Consider the following 21,654-nt stretch of genomic DNA (forward strand, 5'->3'; position numbering starts at 1 on the left):
CCAATGCGCGTTCGCGGTGCGTGTCGTAGCCATGCTCCGATTCTTCACCATGGCGCGGCGGGCGGATCACCCGAACCGCGGGAACGCCCCGCGCCCGAGGGTTACAAGATCACGGCTACGTCCGGTCTGGCCGGCGACGTCGCCCCGGGCGCGACCGCCACCGCGACCTGGACGGTGACCGCACCCGCTGGCGCGAAGCCGGGCGCCCTCCCGGGCCTGGACGCCACGGTCTCGTGGCGCACCGCCGGAGGCGACTCCGAGCAGGCGAGCGCGCACTCCCTCCTCATGGTCGGCGGCGGCGCGGTGGGGGAGCCCTACAAGACCTCCGCCTCGACGACGGCCGAGTTCGCGCGATCCGGCGACACGGTCGGCATCGCCGCGGGCGGCAAGGACATGTGGGGTGACACCAACGAGTTCGCGACCGTCTACAAGGACGACGGGCTGACCCCGGGGCACGCGGTCTCCACGAAGGTGACCGAGCTGGCCGGGGCGTCCGGCTGGACGCGGGCCGGACTGGTCGCGAGCGACGACCTGGCCCGGACCGGGTCCGCCGGGTACGCCGCCATCGCCGTGACGCCCGCGCACGGGTGCGTCTTCTCCTACGACGCCGACGGCGACGGCCGGCTCGACCACTACACCGAGGTCGGCGGGTTCACCGCGGGCGAGGTCCGCGTGCGGCTGCGCAGGGACGGCGACCGGATGTCCGGATCGTGCAGCTCCGACGGCGTGAACTGGGCCGTGGTCGGCTCCGGCACGGTCCCCGGCTCGGCGGGCGCCCAAGACGTCGGGATGTTCGTCAGCGCGGTGAACGCCCACACGGCGCAGGAGGCGATCGCCCGGTTCGGCGGCGGCATCGCCGCCTCGCCCGACACGTCCCGGAACGGATCGGACGACCCGCTGCAAAGCCTCCGCAAGCCGGTGACGGCGCTGTCCTCCGAGCCCGGACGGCCCCCGGAGGCCGCCAACGACGGCAGCCGCGCCAACTCGCCCTACTGGGGCGGCCAGATGACCTACGGCGAGACCTGGTGGCGCGTCGACCTCGGCGCCGTCGACGACGTCTCGCGCGTCAACGTCCGCAACTACGTCGACGGGACCCGCTTCTACACCTACCGTCTGGAGGGCAGCCTCGACGGCGACCACTGGTTCACCCTCGGCGGGCGCAACGGGCCGCGCCCCGCCGCCGACGCGGGGGACACCATGGCCACCGAGGCCAGGGCCCGCTACATCCGGGTGGTCGGATCCGGCAACACCGCCAACCTCACCTTCCACCTCACGGAGGTGAGCGTCTACGGCGCCCCCGCCGGGTGACGGGCGTTCAGGGCTTGCGCCCGACGCCCCCGACGCTCCAGATCGGCCTGGACGACTCGATGGTCTCGTGCTCGGGACGCCACAGGGGGAGGTAGACGACGCCGGGCTCGACCAGGTCCCAGCCGGCGAAGAGCTTCTCCACCTCGGCCCTGGTCCGGATGTTCGAGCGCGGCGTGCCGCGGATCGCGTGGGTCTCCTGCTGGTAGAGGAAGGCGAGCCTGGCGGTGACCTCCGGGCACAGGTCGCTGACCGGATGCGAGATCGCGATATGGCTGCCCGGCGACATCAGGTCGCTCAGCCGCCGGACGCTCTCCGCCACCTCCTCGTCGTCGGGAATGGCGTAGAGGACGTGGAAGAACAGCAGCGCCGTCGGCTGGTCGAGGTCGATCAGCCGGCGCAGGTCGGGGTGGCGCGCGATGCCTTCGGCGTCCCGCATGTCGGCCTCGACGACCGCGGTGCGGGGGTTGCCCCCCAGCAGCGCCTGCGCGTGGACGCGCACCACCGGATCGTTGTCCACGTAGACGACCCGGCAGTCCGGCGCCACCGCCTGAGCGATCTGGTGCACGCTTCCCTGGGTGGGCAGGCCGGTCCCGATGTCGAGGAACTGGCGGATCCCGGCGGCGGCGAGGAACCGGACGACGCGGTCGAGGAACTTGCGCCCTTCGCGCGCCAGGACCGGCAGTTCCGGCGCCAGTTCGATCGCCTGGAGCGCCGCCTGCCGGTCCGCGGCGTAGTTGTCCTTGCCGCCGAGGAAGTAGTCGTGCATCCGGCTCTCGTTGGGCGCCGTCGGATCGAAAGGCTGCGGCTCGTGCCCCGCGGGGAAGGGCATGGCTTCTCCATTCAACTGACGTCCGAGCGGTGACGCGCGGCCGCCGCGAGGAATCGCCCAGTATGGCACGCTACTTTTCGGTACGTCCGACGTACCCGAGGCAGGCGCGCCCGCCGGACGAGTCGGACGTCAGCGCCGCGCGGCCGCGCGGAGCGCCTCCAGGCCCCGCGCGATCGGCGGCTGCGTCTCGCTGCCCCGGCGGACGATCGCGATGATGCGCCGGGACGGCGCCGCCGCACCCCGCAGCGGCACACGGACGACGTCGTCGTCCGGCGGCAGCGGCGCGAGCCGGGGCACCAGGCCGATGCCGAAACCGCGGGCGACGAGCGCCGAGACGGCGAACCACTCGTTGGCCTCGTGCGCGATGCGCGGCGTGAACCCGGCGGCGGCGCAGGCGGCGAGCATGAGCTGGTGCTGGTCGAACCGGTCCGGCGAGCCGATCCACGGCTCGCCGGCCGCGTCGGCGAGCCGGACCGCCCCGCGAGCGGCGAGCGGGTGCCCGGCCGGGACGAGGAGGTCCTGCGGCTCGTCGAGCACGGGCCACTGCGCGAACCGCGCGTCGTCCGGGGCCGGCGTCTGCTCGCTGGGGATGATCACGGCGATGTCGCACCGCCGGGCGAGGAGCAGGTGGGCGGCGTCCTCGCTCTCCTTCTCGCTCATGTGGACGGCGAGCGCCGGATGGTCCTCGCGGAGCCGCGCGGCGGCCGGCGCCACGAGCGCGGCCAGGGCGCTGGAGACGCCGCAGAACCGCACCTGCCCGGCCGTTCCGGCGCGGTGCCCGGAGAGGTCGGCGCGGGCCCGCTCCCACTGCGCGGCCAGGACGTCGGCGTGCCGCAGCACCGTGTGCGCCGCGGCGGTGAGCCGCACCCGCCGCCCCTGCGCCTCCAGGAGTTCGACGCCGAGGTCGTGCCCGAGCCGCCGGAGCTGCTGCGACACCGTCGAGGGCGTCAGGTGCAGCGCCTCGGCGGTCGCGGTGACCGTGCCCCGCTCCCGCAGCACCCGCAGCGTCTCCAGGCGATGGTCGATCATGTGGCCATCCAACACGATGTTGTGCGGAATCTTTCGATGGACCCGAAAGGTCCGGGCTTCCCAGACTTTCCCCATGGCGATCGGAACGAGCGGCCGCGGCGTCCCCGCGCCGGTGCTGGTACTGGGCAGCGTGGCGTCGATCCAGTCCGGACAGGCCTGCGGCAAGGCCATGCTCGCGGTGGCCGGACCCGCCGGAGTGGTCACGCTCCGGCTGACGTTCGCGGCCCTCGTCCTGCTCCTCATCCGCCGGCCCGGCCCGCCGCCCCGCGACTCGCTGAGGCTGGTCGCGGCCCTCGGGGCGGCGATCGCCGGAATGCACCTGATCTATCCGGCGATGGCGCGGCTGCCGGTCGGCGTCGCCTCCACGCTGCAGTTCCTCGGCCCGCTCACGCTGGCGCTCGCCAAGGCGCGCGGCCCGGTCGACCTGCTGTGGGCCGCCCTCGCGGGCACCGGGGTGATCCTGCTGGCCGCCCCGTCCGGCGCGGCGACGTCCGCCGCCGGGATCCTGCTCGCGCTGGCCTCCGGCGCCTGCATGGCCGCCTACCTCGTCCTGAACCAGCGCGCCGGGACGCTGGACGGCGCTCCGCTGGCCTGGGCCGTGGCGTTCGCGGCGCTGCTCGTCCTGCCCCTCGTCCTCCTGGCGGGCGGGGCGCCGCTGCGGCCGCGGGTCCTGCTCGCGGGCCTCGGCCTCGCGCTGCTTTCCGCCGTCATCCCGTGGTCGCTGGACATGGCGGCCCTGCGACGGCTCCCCGCACGCGCGGTCGCCGTGATGGTCAGCCTGGAGCCGGCCGCCGGGGCGCTCGCCGGGCTCGTCCTCCTGCACGAGCACCTGACCTGGCGCGCCTGGCTCGCCGTCGCCTGCGTCTCCGCGGCGGCGGCCGGTGCGGCTCTGGGCGGCGACGGCCGGAGGGCGCCCTCCCGACCGCGCGGGCGGGCCGCGTCCGCCGGACCGAATCGTGATCGGTCGTTCTCGTGGACCGGTCCGATGGCGCGACCGCAGCCCGTAGAGTGGGACGCGAAGATGATCAGCGTGGGCGGCCGGCAGGGAGGCACGGTGGCAGGCGAGCGGTTTGGGCCAGGCGGATTCGACCCGAGCGTGCCGAACATCGCTCGCATGTACGACTACTACCTCGGCGGCAAGGACCACTACGAGGCCGACCGCCTCCGCGCCGAGGAGGCCAAGGCAGCCGACCCCACCCTGATCACCCTGATCAAGGAGAACCGGGCGTTCATGGGGCGCGCCGTCCGGTACATGGCCGAGCAGGGCATCGACCAGTTCCTCGACATCGGCACCGGGCTCCCCACCCAGCAGAACGTCCACCAGATCGCCCAGTCGGTGAACCCCGCCGCCCGCGTCGCCTACGTCGACTACGACGGCCAGGTCGTCGCGCACGGACGGGCGATCCTCGCGGACTCGCCCGGCACCCGGATGGTCCAGGCCGACATCCGCCGCCCCGCCGAGATCCTGGAGCATCCCGAGATCACCCGGCTGCTGGACTTCGAGAAGCCGGTCGCGCTGCTGACGATCGCCACCCTGCACTTCATCCCGGACGAGGACGACCCGCCCGGCGTCATGGCCGAACTGCGCGAGGCGCTCGCCCCCGGCAGCCACATGGCGATCACCCACGCCTCCGCCGACGGCGTGCCCGACATCGTGGCGAAGGTCGTCGAGGTCTACAAGAGGACGAACGCGCCCGGCACCCCGCGCAGCCTGGAGCAGGTGACGGGGCTGTTCGGCGACTTCGAACTGGTGGACCCGGGCCTGGTGTGGGCGCCGCTGTGGCGGCCCGAACGCCCGGTCACCCTGGAGGAGGCCCTGCCGATCTGGTTCTACGCCGGAGTCGGCCGCAAGCTCTGAGGTGTGCGTGCACGACCGCTCCCTGACGAATGCCACCGGGAAGAGGGAAGGCGACATGCGGGCAGTGACGGTCGGAGGGGCGCTGGAGGCCGCGGCGACGCGGGACGCGGTGTTCCTCCACGACGGCGACGACACCATCACGTTCTCCGGGTTCGACGAGCTGGTCGACCGTGTCGCGGCGGGCCTTCTGGCCCGCGGCGTCGGACGGGGCGACCGGATCGGCCTCCTCGGCCCCAACACCGCGCAGTGGCTCGCGGTGTTCTTCGGCGCGGCCCGGATCGGCGCCGTGGTCGTCCCGCTCAACGTCCGCTACCGGGAGCGGGAGCTGTCCCACATGCTCGGGCAGAGCGGCGCCCGGCTGGTCGTCGGCGTCGAGGCCGTCCCCGACTTCGACTTCGCCGCGTACTTCGCGTCGTCCGGCATCCCCGCCGTGTACTTCGGGGCGGGCTTCGACGCCCTGGCCTCGACCCCGCCCCCGCCGGCCCTGGCCGCGGCCCGCGCCGCGGTGGACCCGGGCGACCCGCTGATGATCCTCTACACGTCCGGCACCACGGGACGTCCCAAGGGCGCCGTCATCACCCACCGCGGGATCCTGGCCTCGGCCTCGGCCCAGGCCGACCACTTCCGGATGACCGGCGAGGACGTGCTGCTCGGCCACCTCCCGTTCAACCACGTGGGCGGCATCACCTGCACCATCATGGCCGCCCTGGTCAGCGGCGGCTCGGTCGCGCTGCTGCCCGCGTTCTCCCCGGACGCCGCGCTGCGCGCCGTCGAGCGCCACCGGGTGACGTTCCTCGGCGCCGTCCCCACGATGTACGTGCTGATGCTCGGCCGCCCCGACTTCGCCGAGCACGACGTCTCGTCCGTCCGGCTGTGCATGGCGGGGGGCTCCAACGTGGAGCCGGCGCTCGCCGACGCGATCCGCCGAGGCTTCCCCGGCGCGCCTCTGTACGGTCTCTACGGACTGTCCGAATCCTCGGGCGCCTGCGTCCTGTCCCCGACGGACGACGACCCCGAGACCGTCTCCCGGACGCTCGGTGCGATCATCGGCGACTTCGAGGCGCGCGTGACCGCCCCGGACGGGACGGTGCTGCCGCCGGGCGAGACCGGCGAGCTCCAGATCCGCGGCGCCTGCGTCGCCGCCGGCTACTGGGACATGCCGGACGAGACCGCCGAGGTGTTCCTGCCGGACGGCTGGCTCGCCACGGGCGACATGGTCGCCATGGAGCCCGACGGGCACCTGGTCCTGCGCGGGCGCAAGAAGGAGATGTACATCCAGGGCGGCTTCAACGTCTACCCGGTGGAGATCGAGAACGTCCTGACCGCCCACCCGAAGGTCGCGATGGCCGCCGGGATCGGCGTCCCCGACGCGGTCCTCGGCGAGGTCGGCCGCTTCTACGTCGTCCCGCGCCCGGGCGCCGAGTCCCCCACCGCCGGCGAGCTGACCGCCTACTGCCGCGAACGCCTGGCCGACTACAAGGTGCCCCGCCAGTTCGTCATCACCGCGGACGTCCCCCTGACCCCCGTAGGCAAGATCCACAAAGCCCTCCTCAAGGACCGCGACGGCTCCGTCCCGGGCTGAACCCGGCCCGCCGGGGAGGAGCGGCCTCCCCGGCGCCGGGCTCTAGCTGTGCGCGTGGACGTCGAGGATGGCCTGGGCGAGGGTCTCCGAGGCGGGCGCGTTGACGAGCCTCCACTGCGCGGCGCAGGGGATGAGGGCCCACCATTCCCGGGTGTGGGTACCCCACCAGCACAGGACACCGAAACGGGCGCGGAGGTAGGCGATCGTGTCCGTGTGGGGCGCGCCGGGGTCGGGCGGCGGGATCGGCGGCGCGGTGCCGTCCCGCACCGGACGGCGCGCCCGGGCGGCGAGCGCGGCCGCCACGTAGGGGGTGAGGATCCGGGTGATCCGCTCCGCCGCCCCGGCCGGGTTCGTGTGCGGGGCGAGGTCCTCGCCGGTGCTCGACCGGTACCACCAGGCGTCGGACGCCGATCCGGAGGCGAGCGTGATGCTCTCCCCGAACCCCGGGACGGCGGGGTCGTAGACGCGCAGGAGCGGGAGGGCCCCGTCATAGCGCGGCACGGCCTTCCAGCCCTCCCGGACGACTTCATGTGCAAGTCGGTCAAGGTAGCTCGTAATGGAGGAAGCCGAGGCTCCGGCGTGCAGATTCTTCGGTTCGATCCACCCCATTACCGGCGCACCCACTTACGGGGGTCGGGCGTCGGGCGGCAGGCCGCGCGACTGAGCTCGTTGGTGAGGACCTTGCGGAGCTCTTCGGCGGTACTGCATATAACGGTCGGGTCAATGCCGGCCTTTGGGTCGTGCAGCGTGGCGACCCAGTCGCCGAGCCTCCCGTCGTAGCGCGTGGCGCGCCAGATTCGGTGGCCTTGGAAGTCCTCGCGGAGTCGGGCTAACGCCTGGTCAGCGGGGTTGACGGGCGTATCCATGATCAGTTCAAGCTTCCGTCGGTGTGGTTGCTCTTCGTTACCGTCCCCAATCTTCCCGTGACCGGGTCTTCTTTTGGAAGAGCGGGGAGCCCGCCAGATGGAAAGCTCTCGGCGCCGTTAGAAAACACTTCGCTTTCGGGGCGCTCGGGTTTCCCGTCCTCGCCGTCCCGCAACGCAGGGGTTCCGCGTACCTCCGACTGCTTTGGCGGTGAACGACTGTTTGCCGAACCGACTCCATCTCGTTTCCCTCCGTTCCGTGCAATCCGGTGCAACCGGACAATTCTCCGTTGGATGTCGGCGCGTTGAGGATCGCTGGAGTGGGGCCGGGTTCGAACGGATCCGCGACGGAACGCCTCCTCCGCTCGTGCGACCGGCTTCCGGCAGCGCCATGAACCAGGGAACGCGAGGTCGCGGAGAAAGTAAGGCGAACGGCCACAAGCGGCCATTCTCGGGATTCGGAATGGCGCATTACGGTCATTCCCCATTACGTCAGTGAAACTTGCGCGGCAAGTCTTGGTGCCACGATCGATGATTATTAACCGGCTTCGGGATCGGCATCTCGGTGGATCGAATGCGGGGCGAATGGCGCGCCGCGTATTGGGCCTTGAGTTCGTGCGGCTTCGCGTGCTTGCGTTCACGGAGGTCTGCCTGGTAGGGGGAGAACCGCGAAAGTCGAATGATCCGCACGTGCGAAACCGGTGCGAACTCAGAGGTGAGTGATTGAACGGTGTCATTGGGGTCGTTCTGATGCGGCTGCCCGCGGAGGTGGAGGGCGTTCAGCGGGGTAAGAACCGTGATGACTGCTGGTCAAGCCCTTCTGAGGGGAGATGTGGCGGCCCTTTTGCGGGCTGGGGCCGCGGCCGCCCCGCGTCCGCCCTGCGTCCGTCCGGCCCGGCGGGGCGCGGACGAGCGGGAGGGACCGCGTTGCATGTTCATGCAGGAGCGTGCATACTTGTGCTCATGTCCAAAGTGCTGACCTCCCTGCCCGTCGGTGAGCGCGTCGGGATCGCCTTCTCCGGTGGCCTCGACACTTCGGTGGCGGTCGCGTGGATGCGCGACAAGGGCGCGGTGCCCTGCGCCTACACCGCCGACATCGGGCAGTACGACGAGCCCGACATCGCCTCCGTGCCCGGCCGCGCGGCCAAGTACGGGGCGGAGGTCGCGCGCCTGGTCGACTGCCGGGCCGCCCTCGTGGAGGAGGGGCTCGCCGCCCTGGCGTGTGGCGCGTTCCACATCCGGTCCGGCGGCCGCAGCTACTTCAACACCACGCCGCTCGGACGCGCCGTGACGGGGACGCTCCTCGTCCGCGCCATGCTGGAGGACGACGTCCAGATCTGGGGCGACGGCTCGACGTTCAAGGGCAACGACATCGAGCGGTTCTACCGCTACGGGCTGCTGGCCAACCCGTCCCTGCTGGTCTACAAGCCCTGGCTCGACGCCGACTTCGTCACCGAGCTCGGCGGCCGTACGGAGATGTCGCAGTGGCTGCTGGCCCGCGGCCTGCCCTACCGGGACAGCACGGAGAAGGCCTACTCCACCGACGCCAACATCTGGGGCGCGACCCACGAGGCCAAGGCGCTGGAGCACCTCGACGCCGGCATCGAGACCGTCGAGCCGATCATGGGCGTGCGGTTCTGGGACCCCGCCGTGGAGATCGCCGCCGAGGACGTCACGATCGGCTTCGAGCAGGGCCGCCCGGTGACGATCAACGGCAAGGAGTTCGGGTCCGCCGTCGACCTGGTGCTGGAGGCCAACGCCATCGGCGGGCGGCACGGCCTCGGGATGTCCGACCAGATCGAGAACCGCGTCATCGAGGCCAAGAGCCGCGGCATCTACGAGGCGCCCGGCATGGCGCTGCTGCACGCGGCCTACGAGCGGCTCGTCAACGCGATCCACAACGAGGACACCCTCGCCACCTACCACAGCGAGGGCCGGCGGCTCGGCCGGCTCATGTACGAGGGACGCTGGCTGGACCCGCAGGCGCTGATGCTGCGCGAGTCGCTGCAGCGCTGGGTCGGGACGGCCGTCACCGGCGAGGTGACCCTGCGGCTGCGGCGCGGCGAGGACTACTCCGTCCTCGACACCTCCGGCCCCGCGTTCAGCTACCACCCCGACAAGCTGTCCATGGAGCGCACCGAGGACTCCGCCTTCGGCCCCGTGGACCGGATCGGCCAGCTGACCATGCGCAACCTCGACATCGCCGACTCGCGCGCCAAGCTGGAGCAGTACGCCGGGCTCGGCATGGTCGGCAGCTCGCACCCGGCTCTGATCGGCGCCGCGCAGGCGGCCTCGACCGGGCTGATCGGCGCGATGCCGGCGGGCGGCGCCGAGGCGATCGCCTCCCGCGGCAAGGACTCCCGGGACGCCGAGGTCCTCGACCGCGCCGCCATGGAGTTCGGCACCGACTGACCAGGGCCGGGGCCGGGCCGCCGCAGAGGGGCTAGGGGGCCTCCTCCTCCACGGGAGGAAGCGGGGTCTCCTTCTCCGGCGGCCCGACGAAGCCGTGCAGTGCCGCGGCCACCACGGCCCCCACCAGCGGCGCGACGATGAACAGCCACACCTGCGACAGGGCGGTCCCGCCGAGGACGAGGGCCGGGCCGAGGCTGCGGGCCGGGTTGACCGAGGTCCCCGTGATCGGGATGCCGATGAGGTGCACGGTCGTGAGGGCGAGGCCGATGCCGACCCCGGCGACCGACGGGATGGCCGCCGTGCTCGTCATGGAGAGCACGATGAAGACGAACAGGGCGGTCAGGACGACCTCGGTGAGGAACGCGCCGCCCATGTCGATGCGGATGAGGCTGGCGTCGCCCCACCCGTCCGCGCCGAGACCGGTCACGGAGCGGGCGTAGAGCGGCGAGCCGGAGAAGGTCGCCCACAGCAGGAGCGCGCCCAGGATGCCGCCGGCGAACTGGGCGGCCCAGTAGCCGACCGCGTCGAGCGGCGGGATCCGGCGGGCGAGCAGCACGCCCAGCGTGACGGCCGGGTTGACGTGGCAGCCCGAGATGGGTCCGATCGCGTAGACCAGCGCGAGGAGCACCAGGCCGAAGGCCAGCGCCGTCGCGACGACGCCCGCCGAGAGGCTGCGCCCGGCGACGCCGAAGCCGAACGACAGGGTGGCCACGCCCACCGCGAAGTAGACCAAGAGCAGCGTGCCCACGAGCTCCGCCGCGATCCTCCTGAACACGTGCTCCCCTTCCCCCCGAGGCGCTGATGACCTCGGCGTACCCCCGGGGGCCGGGAAGATCGTCTCGGTGTGATCGCCGTGACCCGGAAATGGGGGTGGCTTGGGGAGCCGGTCAGGCGTGCTGGGCCAGGCTGGTCCAGCTCTCGTCCCAGAGGGCGCAGCGGCGGCGGTCGCAGCGGCGGCGGACGAGGAGGTAGCCGGCCAGCAGGGGGACGCCCACGGCGACGGCGGCCGTGACCGCGGCCACGGCGGTGGTGGCCAGGGTGGCGGCGCGGGTCTGGGGGTGCTGGATCGGGTTGCCCGCCGTGTCCACCCAGATGCGCCGCTCCATGCCCGGCCTGACGGACTTGTCGGTCGGGACGACGGTCGTCCGCGTCCGGCCGTCGCGGGACGTCCAGGCCAGCTCGGCGTAGGTGTGCCGCACGCCGGCGCCGCCCTGCGAGTCGGTGTGGACGACCTGCGCCGTGACGCGGTGGACGTTGCGGTGCTCGGCCCGCACGCCGCTGCGGTAGGCGTCGACGGCAAGGAGCGCGGACGCGGGCGGGGCGAGCACCGTGAACAGCACCGCGGCCGCGACGCCGACCGCCCACTGGCGGCGGTCGACGGCGCGTCGCAGATCGTTGCGGTCGAAGCCGAACCGGCGGCGGACCCGTCCTAGCCTTCTCATCGCCTCCTCCTTCGTCCGTGACAGTAATCGCTCTGGGAAGCGGTCGGGCACGCGCCTCTTCTGGTGCGCCCGCATAGCGCGCAAACTGACAGGAGGAGGGCATGCACATGACGGGCGTGGAGAGCGGCGAGCAGGCGCACGTCCTGTTCGGGTACGACGGGACGGCGGAGGACGACACGGCGCTGAGCTGGGCGATCGAGGAGGCCCGGCTGCGCGGCCTCGATCTGGTGATGTGCCACTGCTGGCACTGGCCCTACCCGGAGGGGCACGAGGACCCGCACGGCGAGACGGTCATGAGGCGGGCGGGATGGAACCTGCTGGAGCGCGGCAGGCGGCGCGCCCGCGAACTGGGGGCGCCCGGCGCGGTGCGCGGCCGCCTGGTCCGCGGCCCCGCCCGTGACGCCCTGCTGAGCGAGTCCCGCGAGGCTGAGCTGGTGGTGGTCGGGGCCCCCGAGCGGCTGGCCGAGGGCGCGGGGGTGCTGGAACTCGCGGCCGGCGCCACCCGCCCGGTGGTCGTCGTGAAGGACGGGCTGGGCCCCCGCCGGGTCGTGGCGGGCGCCGACGGGACGACGTGGTGCGACCCGGCGCTCGGCTTCGCCGCCGCCGAGGCGGCGCTGCGCCGGTGGGAGCTGCGCGTGGTGTACGCCTGCTGGGAGCCCGCCGCGGTCGACGCGGACGAGCTGGCGCTGTTCCACGACAGGGAACTGCTGGAGAAGACGCGCGCCGCCGAGCTGGAGGCGGCCGTGGCGCCATGGCGCGAGCGGTATCCGCGGCTCGACATCCGGGTCTCGCTGCTCCTGGAGCGCCCCATGGAGGCGCTGTTCCACGCCGCGGACGACGCCGGGCTTCTGGTGCTGGGCGACCGGGGCGCCGGGATCGCCCCCCTGGGCTCGACCAGCACGGCGGTGCTCCGGCATGCCCGCCGCGCCGTCGCGATCGTCCCCGCCCGCCCGGACTGAGCGCCGGTCAGGAGTCCCCGGCCCAGGCCTCGGTCGCGTGCAGGGCGGGGTCGGCCGGCAGGTCGGGGTCGAGGATCAGCTGGAGCATCAGGCCGTCCAGCACCGCGGTGAAGAGCATGGCGGTCCCCTCGCGGCGCTCGGCCGGCCACCCGGGGCGCAGGTGCTCCAGCCGCGCGGCGACGCGGGCCCGCGCGTCCCTCGACCAGTCCCGCCGCTCGGCGCCCATCCGCGGGTCGCGCAGCGCCCGGACCAGCAGTTCGGCGGCGAGCCTGAGGTTGCGCTCCCCGGCGAGCACGTCCAGGACGCGCTCGCGCAGCGCCCGCAGCGCGGCCGCGGTGTCCGGCGCGGTCACCAGCGCGTCCACCAGCGGGTCGACGATCGTCTCGCTGGCCCGCTGCGCGACGGCCACGTGCAGCCCCGGCAGCCCGTTGAAGTAGTGGTGGAGCAGCCCCGGCCGGATCCGGGCCCGGTCCGCGACGGCCCGGGCCGTGAGCGCGGCCCAGCCGCCCTCGGCGAGCAGGTCGAGACCGATCCCCACGAGCTGCTCCCGGCGTGCCAGTCCGCGGGGCGTCGACGCGCGGGGCTCCTCGTGGGTCATCACGCCACGCTATCCCAACGCTTGCACCGTGCAACCGATCGAGATCACCGCGGGCGCCCGATTCCCGGGGCGCGGACGGGGTAGGGCCGCCGCATGATCGATGCGGTGCTCTTCGACGTCGACGGCACGCTGGTCGACACCAACTACCTGCACGCGGCCACCTGGTGGCAGGCGTTCCTCCAGCACGGGCACACCGTCCCCATGGCGGACGTGCACCGGGCGGTCGGCATGGGCTCGGACAAGCTGCTCGACCACCTGCTCCCGGACGACCGGGACCGGGACGCCGACGACGGGATCCGCACCGCGCACACGGCCCTGTACGCCCAGTACTGGTCGCGGCTCCAGGCCTTCGACGGCGCCGCCGACCTGCTGCGGGCGTGCTCCGGGCGCGGGAGCCGCGTCGTGCTCGCCAGCTCGGCCGCCGCGCCCGAGCTGAAGGCGCTGCGCGCGGCGCTGGACGCCGACGACGCCATCGACGAGGCCACCTCCGGCTCTGAGGTGGAGGCGACCAAGCCGGCGCCGGACCTCGTCGAGCTCGCGCTGGAACGCGCGGCGGTGCCCGCCGCCCGGGCCGTGTTCGTCGGCGACACCCGCTGGGACGTCGAGGCCGCCCGGCGCGCGGGAATGCCGTGCGTGTGCGTGCTCACCGGCGGCTGGAGCCGCGCCGAGCTGGAGGAGGCGGGCGCGGCGGCCGTCTACGACGACCCCCGCGCCCTCCTGGACGACCTGGACCGCAGCCCGCTCGCGCTATGAGGCGCGGTCGCGCTCGGCGGCGAGCTGGAGCGCCACGTCGATGATCATGTCCTCCTGGCCGCCCACGTAGCCGGCCTCGCCGACCTTCTGCAGGATCTCGTGCGCCGGGACGCCGTAGCGCTCGGCGGCCCGCTCTGCGTGCAGCAGGAAGCTGGAGTACACGCCCGCGTACCCCTGCGTGATCGCGCCGCGGTCGGCGAACGGCAGCCGGTGCAGGAACGGCTTCACCACGTCGTCGGCCGCCGCCAGCGCGCCCTGCACGTCGACGCCCGTCGGGACGCCGAGCCGCTCGAACGTCGCGACCAGCACCTCGGTGGGGGAGTTGCCCGCCCCCGCGCCGAGCGCGCACAGCGCGCCGTCGATCTGCCGGGCGCCGTTCTGCTGCGCCAGGACGGAGTTGGCGACGCCGAGGGACAGGTTCTGGTGGCCGTGGAAGCCGACCTGCGCCTCGTGCCCGATCTCCTTGACCAGCGCGCTGATCCGCTCCTGCGCCTCGCCGAGGACCAGGGCGCCGGCGGAGTCGACGACGTAGACGCACTGCGCGCCGCCGTCCACCATGATCCGGGCCTGCCGCGCCAGCTCGTCCGGGCCGACCCGGTGCGAGAGCATGAGGAACCCGACGGTCTCCATGCCGAGGTCGCGGGCGGCGGCGAAGTGCTGCAGCGACACGTCCGCCTCGGTGCAGTGCGTGGCGACCCGGGCGACGGACGCGCCCGCGTCGTGCGCCATCTTCAGGTCGTGGACCGTGCCGAGGCCCGGCAGCAGCAGGACGGCGATCTTGGCCCGGGTCGCCTCGTCCACGGCGGCGGCGACGAGCTTGACGTCGTCCTCCAGCGAGAAGCCGTAGTTGAAGGACGACCCGCCGAGGCCGTCGCCGTGGGTGACCTCGATGACCTCGACCCCGGCGGCGTCCAGGGCGTGCACGACGCCGCGCACCTGCTCCTCGGTGAAGCGGTGCGCCATCGCGTGGCTGCCGTCCCGCAGCGTGGAGTCGGTGATCCGGATCTTCTCGTTGACGTCGCTCATACCTGTTCCCTGTGGGGGGCGACCCCCCACACCCCCCGGTTCGCTTCGCTCATTTCGAGGCCTTCCCGCGCGCGAGCTGCTCGCCGACCCTGGCGGCGGCCGCGGTCATGATGTCGAGGTTGCCGGCCCACGGCGGCAGGTAGTCGCCGTTGCCGCGGACCTCCAGGAACACCGCGACGCGGGCCATCCCGTTCCAGATCTCGCGGGGCTCGTCGAACTGCGGCTCGACCCGCAGCGTGTAGCCGGGGACGTAGGCGGCGACCTCCGCCACCATCTTCTCGATCGACTCCGCGATCGCCGTGGTGTCGGCGTCGGACGGGATCGCGCAGAACACCGTGTCCCGCATGATCATCGGCGGGTCCACCGGGTTGAGGATGATGATCGCCTTGCCCCGCCCGGCGCCGCCGACCTGCTCGATCGCGCGGGCCGTGGTCTCGGTGAACTCGTCGATGTTCGCGCGGGTGCCGGGACCCGCCGAGCGGGACGCGATCGACGCGACGATCTCGGCGTAGGGCACCGGCACCACCGAGGACACCGCGTGCACGATCGGGATCGTCGCCTGCCCGCCGCAGGTGATCATGTTGAGGTTGGGGGCGTCCGACAGGGAGCCCAGGTTCACCGGCGGGCACACCAGGGGGCCCGCCGCGGCCGGCGTCAGGTCGATCGCCGTGATCCCCGCCTCCTCGTAGCGGGGCGCGTTGGCCAGGTGCGCCTTCGCCGACGTCGCCTCGAACACCAGGTCGGGCAGCGTGGGCTGCTTCAGCAGCCAGTCCACGCCCTCCGCCGACGCCTCGACGCCCATCCTGCGGGCGCGCTCCAGGCCGTCGGACTCCGGCACCACGCCGACCATCGAGTGGACGTCGATCAGCTCGCTGCGCTGGAGCTTGACCAGCAGGTCGGTGCCGATGTTGCCCGGCCCGACGATCGCCGCCGTCAACGTGCTCATGCCCGCTCCTCCTTTCCGAAACGAGCGGTAACGGAACCGATCCCGGCGAACGTCGCCGTGAGCGTCTCCCCGGGCGCGACCGGCACGGCCGCGGTGATCGAGCCGGGCAGCACCACGTGCCCGGCCTCCAGGCTCACGCCGCGCTCGCCGAGGACGTTGGCCAGCCAGACCAGCGCGTTGATCGGCGATCCGAGGACCGCGCCGCCCGCGCCGGTGTCGATCAGGTCGCCGTCGCGGCGCAGCAGGCAGCCCATCAGCGACAGGTCCTGGTCGTCCAGCCGGACCGGGCGGGCGCCGAGCACGACGCCGCCGCTGGAGGCGTTGTCCGCGATCGTGTCCGGAAGGGTGATCTTCCAGTCCGCGATGCGGGAGTCGATCACCTCGAGGGCGGGCAGCACGTACTCGACGGCCGCGACGGCGTCCGCCGCCGTGGCGCCCGGACCGGCCAGGGGACGGCCCAGCACGAACGCGATCTCCGGCTCGATCCGGGGCTGCAGGAACCGGCCGGTGTCGATCGGTGCGCTCTCCGGCAGGAACATCGTGTCCAGCAGCACGCCGAAGTCCGGCTGGTCGACGCCCATCTGGCGCTGCATCGCGGCCGAGGTCAGGCCGACCTTGTGGCCCTTGATCCGCGCACCGGCGGCCGTCCACGCCTTGACCTGGGCGAGCTGGACCGCGTAGGCGTCGGCCACCGACATGGTCGGATGGTCCTTCGTCAGCGGCGAGATGGGAGTGCCGGTGGCGTACGCGTCGAGCAGCGCGGCCGCGGCCTTCTCCACGGAACCCGGGTCCATGGGGCCGTCCTTTCGTTCGTGGGCAGGCCGAGCCTCTCCCGCCGCGACCCCCGCGGGCAACGCCGCCGTCCCGCGTGGTGGGACACTTCTTCCATGGAGTCCGTCCCGTCCGAGGAGAGCTTCCTGCGCCGCGTCGTCGCGGTGCTGTCGGCGTTCCGCCCGGAGGACGACGGCCTGGGCCCGGCCGAGCTGGCCCGCCGCAGCGGCCTGCCGAAGTCGACCGCGCACCGCATCGCCCTCGACCTGGTGGACGCCGGGCTGCTGGAGCGCCGGGGCCCGCGGGTCCGGCTCGGGCTGCGGCTGTTCGAGATCGGGCAGCGGGTGCCGCGCCAGCGGGTGCTGCGGGACGCCGCCGTCCCGTACATGTCGGACCTGCGGGAGGCGACACGGCAGACCGTCCACCTCGCAGTGCTGGAGGGCGGCGAGGTCGTCTACGTGGAGATCCTCGGCTCCTCCGGCGGGCCGCGGCTGCCGTCCCAGGTGGGCGGGCGGCTGCCCGCGCACGTGACCGGGGTGGGCAAGGCGATCCTCGCCTTCTCCCCGCCGGAGGTGGTCAAGGGCGTGCTGGAGTCGGAGCTGGTCAGGGTCGGCGAGCGCAGCGTGACCGCGCCGGGGCTGCTCGCCCGCGAGCTGGAGACGATCAGGCGCGATGGCGTCGCCTACGACCGGGAGGAGTCCGGGCGCGGGATCGTCTGCGCCGCCAGCCCCGTCCTCGGCCCGGACGGCCTGGTCCTCGGCGCGCTGTCGGTGTCGGGCTGGGCGACCCGGATGCGGCTCGCCGCGGTCGCCCCTGCCGTCCACACCGCCGCGCTCACCCTCTCGCGCACGCTGGGCGGTTAGCCGCGCCGGGCGGTCATCGCCCCGGCAGGCGGCGGGCCAGGAGCTGGGCCAGGTGCTCGCCGTCGCGGTGCGCGAGCTCGCGCAGCTGCGTGCGGCAGCTGAACCCGTCGGCCAGGACCACGGCGTCCTCCCCGGCCGCGCGGACCGCCGGGAGCAGCCGGTGCTCGGCGACGGCGACCGACACCTCGTGGTGGCCCTTCTCGACGCCGAAGTTGCCGGCCAGGCCGCAGCAGTCGCCGAGCCGCTCGACGCCCGCGCCCGCCTTCCGCAGAAGCTCGGCGTCCTTCGCCCAGCCCATGACGGCGTGGTGGTGGCAGTGCGGCTGCGCGACCCCGGTCACGCCGGACAGGTCGGGCGGCGTCCAGTCCGGTGTCTCGGCGAGCAGCTCGGCCAGGGTGCGGGTCGCGGCGGCGACCTCGCGGGCGGCGGCCGCGTCCACGCCCCTCAGCAGCTCCTCGGCGTCGGACCGCAGCACGCCGGTGCAGGACGGCTCCATCCCGACGACCCTGGCGCCGCGCCGGACGTGGGGGAGCAGCGCGCGGACGGCGCGGCGCGCCTGCGCCCGCGCCCCGTCCAGCTGCCCGGTGGAGATCCATGTGATCCCGCAGCACACGGGGCGCTCGGTCACCGTGACGCGGTAGCCGGCGTGCTCCAGCACCCGCACGGTCGCCCGGCCCACCTCGGGGGAGAACGCGTCGGTGAAGCTGTCCACGAACAGCACGACGTCGCCGTTGCGGCCCTCCGGGCTGCGGTGGGAGGCGAACCAGCGCCGGAACGTCACGGGCGCGAGCGCGGGGAGCGTGCGCCGCCGGTCGATGCCCGCTCCCCAGGCCAGCAGCGGCTTCAGCGCGCGCGACCGCATCGCCGCGTTGACCGCCCTGATCGCCGCGGGGGCCCTGGCGGCGAGCCGGGTCCAGCGCGGGAGCCGGCCGAGCGCGTAGTGGGAGCGCGGCCGGATCCGCCCCCGGTACCGCTGGTGCAGCGCCTCCGCCTTGTAGGAGGCCATGTCGACGCCGGTCGGGCAGTCGGACGCGCAGCCCTTGCAGGCCAGGCAGAGGTCGAGGACGTCGTGCAGGGCCTTGGACCTCCAGCCGTCCGGGCCGAGTCTGCCGCTGACGACCTCCTGGAGGACCCGGGCCCGTCCGCGCGTGGAGTCCTTCTCCTCCCGGGTCGCCAGGTAGGACGGGCACATCACGCCGCCCGGCCCGGTGTTGTCGGCGCGGCACTTGCCCACGCCGGTGCAGCGGTGCACGGCCCGGGACAGGTCGCCGCGGTCGTCCCGGTAGGCGAGACCGAGCCCTCGGTTCAGCGGCACCGTCTGCACGGCGCGCAGGTCGGCGTCCACGGCCGCCGGGCGGACGACGATGCCGGGGTTGAGCACGTCGTCCGGATCGAAGACGTCCTTGACGGCCGAGCACAGCGCCAGCGCCTCGGGCGAGTACATGTGCGGCAGCAGCTCGCTGCGGGCCCGGCCGTCGCCGTGCTCGCCGGACATGGTGCCGCCGTGCCGGGCCGCCAGCGCGGCCGCGTCGTTCAGGAAGTCGCGGAAGACGCGCGTCCCGCCGGTCCGCCCGAACGGGAAGTCGATCCGGACGTGGATGCACCCGTCGCCGAAGTGCCCGTACGGCACGCCGAACAGGTCGTAACCGGCCAGCAGCGTCTCGAACTCTCGCAGGTACGCGCCGAGCCGCTCGGGCGGGACGGCCGCGTCCTCCCATCCGGCGTGCGCCTGCTCGCCGCCGGGCGTGCGGGCGACGAGCCCGGACCCGTCCTCGCGGATCCGCCACAGCGCGTCGGCCAGCGCCATGTCCTCCACGAGCGCCGAGTCGGCGCAGCCGGACGCGGCGACGACCCCGCGCGCCGCGGAACGCAGCGCCCCGGGCTCGGATCCGGCCAGCTCCACCAGCAGCCATCCCGACCCGGACGGCAGCGGCGGCACCGCGCCGGCGCCGCGCCTCTCCCGCACGACGTTCACGATCCGCGAGTCCAGGCCCTCGCACGCGACCGGGCCGTGCGGGAGGATCGCCGGGACGGCGTCGGCGGCCTCGGCCATCGACCCGTACCCGAGCACCACGAGCGCCCGGTGCGCGGGCTCGCGGACCATCCGCACCCGTGCCGCGAGCGTCAGCGCGAGCGTCCCCTCGCTCCCCACCAGCGCGCGGGCGACGTCGAAGCCCTTCTCCGGCAGGAGGTGCTCCAGCGAGTAGCCGGAGACCTGCCGGCCGAACCTCCCGAACTCGGTCCGCACGAGGGCCAGGTTGTCGCCGACCAGCCCCCGCAGCCGCTCCAGCAGGACGCCGCCGGTCCGCGCCCCCGGCACGTCGCCGACCCGCAGCCGCTCCCCGGACCCGGTGACGACGTCGAGGCCGAGCACGTTGTCGCTCGTGCGCCCGTAGCCGAGCGCCCGCGACCCGCACGCGTTGTTGCCGATCATCCCGCCGAGCGTGGCCCGCGTCCGGGTGGACGGATCGGGCCCGAACCGCAGCCCGTGCTCGGCGGCCCTCCGGTGCAGGCGCTCCTGCACGATGCCGGGCTCCACCAGCGCCGTCCCCGCCTCCGGGTCGATCTCCAGCACCCGGTTCAGGTGCCGGCTCACGTCCGCGACGACCCCGGGCCCGACCGCGTTGCCCGCGATGGACGTCCCGGCGCCGCGCATCGTGAGCGGCACCCCGGCGTCCCGGCACACGGCGAGGACGGCGGGCAGCTCGTCCGCCTCACGGGGCGTCACCACGACCCGCGGCGGCACCCGGTACAGGGAGGCGTCCGAGGAGTACAGGGACCGCGCGAGCGCCGAGTCGTCCACCCCGCTGACCCCGGCCGCCCGCAGCGCCTCCACCAGCTCGCCGTGCTCACGATGGTCGGTCACGGTGACCACGGTAGGTCATGGTGCGGGCGCCCGCCGCCGGGCGCCCCGCGTCCCCGCGGGGGCCTTTGTCGGGACCAAGGTCCCTACCGGGCGTCACCGGGCTCCACGAGGGTGGTGCGGCGGAAACCGATCATGGTTATCCGCGGGACGCGGCGGGAAGGCCCACCGAAATCGGGCTGACGGAGGCAAGGGTGCGGTGACTGGGACACGTCGGGCGGAGGACGAGGCCCCCGCAGACGCCGGGGCGGTCGGCGGGCGGCCGATGGTCATGCTGGCGGTCGCCACGATCGGGTTCGCGGTGAACTTCTGGGCGTGGGCGCTGCTGAGCCCCTTGGGCCCGCGGTTCAAGGACTCGCTGGAGCTGTCGTCGTTCGAGCAGTCCCTGCTCGTGGCCGTGCCCGTGGTCGTCGGCTCGGTGGGACGCATCCCCGTCGGCGCGCTGACCGACCGGTTCGGCGGCCGGGTGATGTTCCCCGCGGTGTCCCTGTTCACCATCGTGCCCGTCCTCTACCTGGGCCTGGCCGGGCACTCCTCGCTGGCGTCGCTGCTCGTGGGCGGGTTCTTCCTCGGCATCGCCGGCACGACCTTCGCGGTCGGGGTCCCCTTCGTCAACGCATGGTTCCCGCCCCGGCGGCGCGGGCTCGCGGTCGGGATCTTCGGCGCCGGGATGGGCGGCACCGCGATCAGCGCGCTGACGACCGTCAAGGAGGTCGACAGGTACGGGATGGAGTTCCCGTTCGTGGTGCTGGCCGTGCTGCTCGCCGTGTACGCGGCGGCCGCGTGGCTCGTCCTGCGGGAGGCCCCCGGGCGGACGGCGCCGACCGAACCGCTCGCGAAACGGCTCGCCGCGACGGCCCGGATGGGCGTGACGTGGCAGATGTCGGCGCTCTACGCGGTGGCCTTCGGCGGCTACGTCGCGTTCTCGGTCTACCTGCCCACGTATCTGAAGACGCAGTACGGGCTGTCGCAGTCGGACGCCGCGAACCGGATGGCGGGATTCGTCCTGCTGGCCGTCGTGATGCGCCCGCTCGGCGGATGGCTGTCGGACCGGGTCGGCGCCACCCGGGTGATGACGGTGGCCCTGGCGGTGACGGTGGCCGGCGCGGCGGCGCAGGCGTTCGCGCCGCCGCTGATGCCGCTCGGGACGATCGCGTTCCTCGCCATGGCCGCCGCGCTCGGCGCCGGCAGCGGCGCGACGTTCGCTCTGGTCGCGCAGCTCACCCCGGTGAGCAAGGTCGGCGCGGTCACCGGCGTCGTCGGCGCCGCGGGCGGCCTCGGCGGGTTCGTCCCCCCGCTGGTGATGGGCTTCGTCTACGGAAGCTACGGCTCGTACGCCGCAGGACTCGTGGCGCTCGCACTCGTGGCCGCGGCAGCGGCGGTGTTCACCGCCACGGTCGTCCGGCGCGCCGTGCTGAGCCGCCAAGCCGCATAGGGAAGGGAAGCGGACTTGAGCTCGACCGATGGCCGGCCAGGACTGGACGGCCCGCTGGAAGACGCACTGGTGAGCACGCGGAGGTACTTCACCCGCGCCCGGGTCTCGCCCGATCTG

At 73.7% G+C, this 21,654-nt stretch carries 18 protein-coding genes; 8 read left to right on the forward strand and 10 right to left on the reverse strand.

Going from position 1 to position 21,654, the window contains the following annotated elements; genetic code table 11:
• Positions 1-174 precede the first annotated feature (174 nt).
• Positions 175-1,308 carry a discoidin domain-containing protein gene (locus tag AB0K37_RS21860; RefSeq protein ID WP_363983878.1) on the forward strand — a complete coding sequence of 378 codons (1,134 nt, stop codon included), beginning with the start codon at positions 175-177 and terminating at the stop codon, positions 1,306-1,308.
• A 7-nt stretch (positions 1,309-1,315) separates the two neighbouring features.
• Here AB0K37_RS21860 and AB0K37_RS21865 read toward each other — a convergent pair whose 3' ends face one another.
• Positions 1,316-2,137, reverse strand: coding sequence for an SAM-dependent methyltransferase (locus AB0K37_RS21865; protein ID WP_363983880.1), 822 nt, complete (start codon positions 2,135-2,137; stop codon positions 1,316-1,318).
• 129 nt (positions 2,138-2,266) lie between these two features.
• Positions 2,267-3,166 carry a LysR family transcriptional regulator gene (locus tag AB0K37_RS21870; protein ID WP_363983882.1) on the reverse strand — a complete coding sequence of 300 codons (900 nt, stop codon included), beginning with the start codon at positions 3,164-3,166 and terminating at the stop codon, positions 2,267-2,269.
• A 73-nt stretch (positions 3,167-3,239) separates the two neighbouring features.
• Here AB0K37_RS21870 and AB0K37_RS21875 point away from each other — a divergent pair, with 73 nt between their 5' ends.
• Together AB0K37_RS21875 and AB0K37_RS21880 are read left to right on the forward strand one after the other, a co-directional pair.
• The gene (locus tag AB0K37_RS21875) at positions 3,240-5,024 is read left to right on the forward strand and encodes an SAM-dependent methyltransferase (protein WP_363983884.1); all 1,785 of its coding nucleotides are present in this window, start codon (positions 3,240-3,242) and stop codon (positions 5,022-5,024) included.
• Positions 5,025-5,079: 55 nt separating this feature from the next.
• Positions 5,080-6,606 (forward strand): AMP-binding protein, encoded by a 1,527-nt coding sequence (locus tag AB0K37_RS21880; RefSeq protein WP_363983885.1) that lies wholly within the window; start codon positions 5,080-5,082, stop codon positions 6,604-6,606.
• 42 nt (positions 6,607-6,648) lie between these two features.
• Here AB0K37_RS21880 and AB0K37_RS21885 read toward each other — a convergent pair whose 3' ends face one another.
• A complete protein-coding gene (locus AB0K37_RS21885) occupies positions 6,649-7,107 on the reverse strand; it encodes a hypothetical protein (RefSeq protein ID WP_363983887.1) in 459 nt (152 codons plus the stop codon).
• 1,325 nt (positions 7,108-8,432) lie between these two features.
• Between AB0K37_RS21885 and argG the strand changes: the two genes are divergently transcribed.
• Positions 8,433-9,881, forward strand: coding sequence for an argininosuccinate synthase (argG, locus tag AB0K37_RS21890; protein WP_363983889.1), 1,449 nt, complete (start codon positions 8,433-8,435; stop codon positions 9,879-9,881).
• Positions 9,882-9,912: 31 nt separating this feature from the next.
• Here the strand turns inward: argG and AB0K37_RS21895 are convergent, their stop codons facing one another.
• Positions 9,913-10,656 (reverse strand): aquaporin, encoded by a 744-nt coding sequence (locus AB0K37_RS21895; protein WP_363983891.1) that lies wholly within the window; start codon positions 10,654-10,656, stop codon positions 9,913-9,915.
• Between the two features lie 112 nt (positions 10,657-10,768).
• Positions 10,769-11,323 carry a hypothetical protein gene (locus AB0K37_RS21900; RefSeq protein ID WP_363983893.1) on the reverse strand — a complete coding sequence of 185 codons (555 nt, stop codon included), beginning with the start codon at positions 11,321-11,323 and terminating at the stop codon, positions 10,769-10,771.
• Positions 11,324-11,424: 101 nt separating this feature from the next.
• Between AB0K37_RS21900 and AB0K37_RS21905 the strand changes: the two genes are divergently transcribed.
• The gene (locus tag AB0K37_RS21905) at positions 11,425-12,282 is read left to right on the forward strand and encodes a universal stress protein (protein WP_363983895.1); all 858 of its coding nucleotides are present in this window, start codon (positions 11,425-11,427) and stop codon (positions 12,280-12,282) included.
• Positions 12,283-12,289: 7 nt separating this feature from the next.
• Here the strand turns inward: AB0K37_RS21905 and AB0K37_RS21910 are convergent, their stop codons facing one another.
• A complete protein-coding gene (locus tag AB0K37_RS21910; RefSeq protein ID WP_363983897.1) occupies positions 12,290-12,880 on the reverse strand; it encodes a TetR family transcriptional regulator C-terminal domain-containing protein in 591 nt (196 codons plus the stop codon).
• A 93-nt stretch (positions 12,881-12,973) separates the two neighbouring features.
• Here AB0K37_RS21910 and AB0K37_RS21915 point away from each other — a divergent pair, with 93 nt between their 5' ends.
• Positions 12,974-13,633: an HAD family hydrolase gene (locus AB0K37_RS21915; RefSeq protein WP_363983899.1), complete on the forward strand. Its 660-nt coding sequence runs from the start codon at positions 12,974-12,976 to the stop codon at positions 13,631-13,633.
• Here AB0K37_RS21915 and dmpG read toward each other — a convergent pair.
• The 3 genes from dmpG to AB0K37_RS21930 are packed head-to-tail and all read right to left on the reverse strand — an operon-like array spanning position 13,628 to position 16,399.
• The gene (dmpG, locus tag AB0K37_RS21920) at positions 13,628-14,659 is read right to left on the reverse strand and encodes a 4-hydroxy-2-oxovalerate aldolase (RefSeq protein ID WP_363983901.1); all 1,032 of its coding nucleotides are present in this window, start codon (positions 14,657-14,659) and stop codon (positions 13,628-13,630) included. The two genes, AB0K37_RS21915 and dmpG, sit on opposite strands and share 6 nt — an antisense overlap.
• Before the next feature lie 49 nt (positions 14,660-14,708).
• Positions 14,709-15,605 (reverse strand): acetaldehyde dehydrogenase (acetylating), encoded by an 897-nt coding sequence (locus AB0K37_RS21925; RefSeq protein WP_363983903.1) that lies wholly within the window; start codon positions 15,603-15,605, stop codon positions 14,709-14,711.
• Positions 15,602-16,399: a 2-keto-4-pentenoate hydratase gene (locus tag AB0K37_RS21930; RefSeq protein ID WP_363983905.1), complete on the reverse strand. Its 798-nt coding sequence runs from the start codon at positions 16,397-16,399 to the stop codon at positions 15,602-15,604. The genes AB0K37_RS21925 and AB0K37_RS21930 overlap by 4 nt, the downstream gene beginning before the upstream one ends.
• A 93-nt stretch (positions 16,400-16,492) precedes the next feature.
• Here AB0K37_RS21930 and AB0K37_RS21935 point away from each other — a divergent pair, with 93 nt between their 5' ends.
• A complete protein-coding gene (locus tag AB0K37_RS21935) occupies positions 16,493-17,239 on the forward strand; it encodes an IclR family transcriptional regulator (protein ID WP_363983907.1) in 747 nt (248 codons plus the stop codon).
• Positions 17,240-17,252: 13 nt separating this feature from the next.
• Here the strand turns inward: AB0K37_RS21935 and AB0K37_RS21940 are convergent, their stop codons facing one another.
• On the reverse strand, positions 17,253-20,105 hold the full coding sequence (locus tag AB0K37_RS21940; RefSeq protein WP_363983909.1) for an FAD-linked oxidase C-terminal domain-containing protein: 2,853 nt from the start codon (positions 20,103-20,105) through the stop codon (positions 17,253-17,255).
• A 196-nt stretch (positions 20,106-20,301) separates the two neighbouring features.
• On the opposite strand from AB0K37_RS21940, the gene AB0K37_RS21945 reads away from it, so the two are divergent.
• Positions 20,302-21,537 carry an MFS transporter gene (locus AB0K37_RS21945; RefSeq protein WP_363983911.1) on the forward strand — a complete coding sequence of 412 codons (1,236 nt, stop codon included), beginning with the start codon at positions 20,302-20,304 and terminating at the stop codon, positions 21,535-21,537.
• The last annotated feature ends 117 nt before the right edge of the window (positions 21,538-21,654 follow it).

The sequence above is a fragment of the Actinomadura sp. NPDC049753 genome, assembly GCF_040674655.1.
GTDB classification, from domain to species: domain Bacteria; phylum Actinomycetota; class Actinomycetes; order Streptosporangiales; family Streptosporangiaceae; genus Spirillospora; species Spirillospora verrucosospora.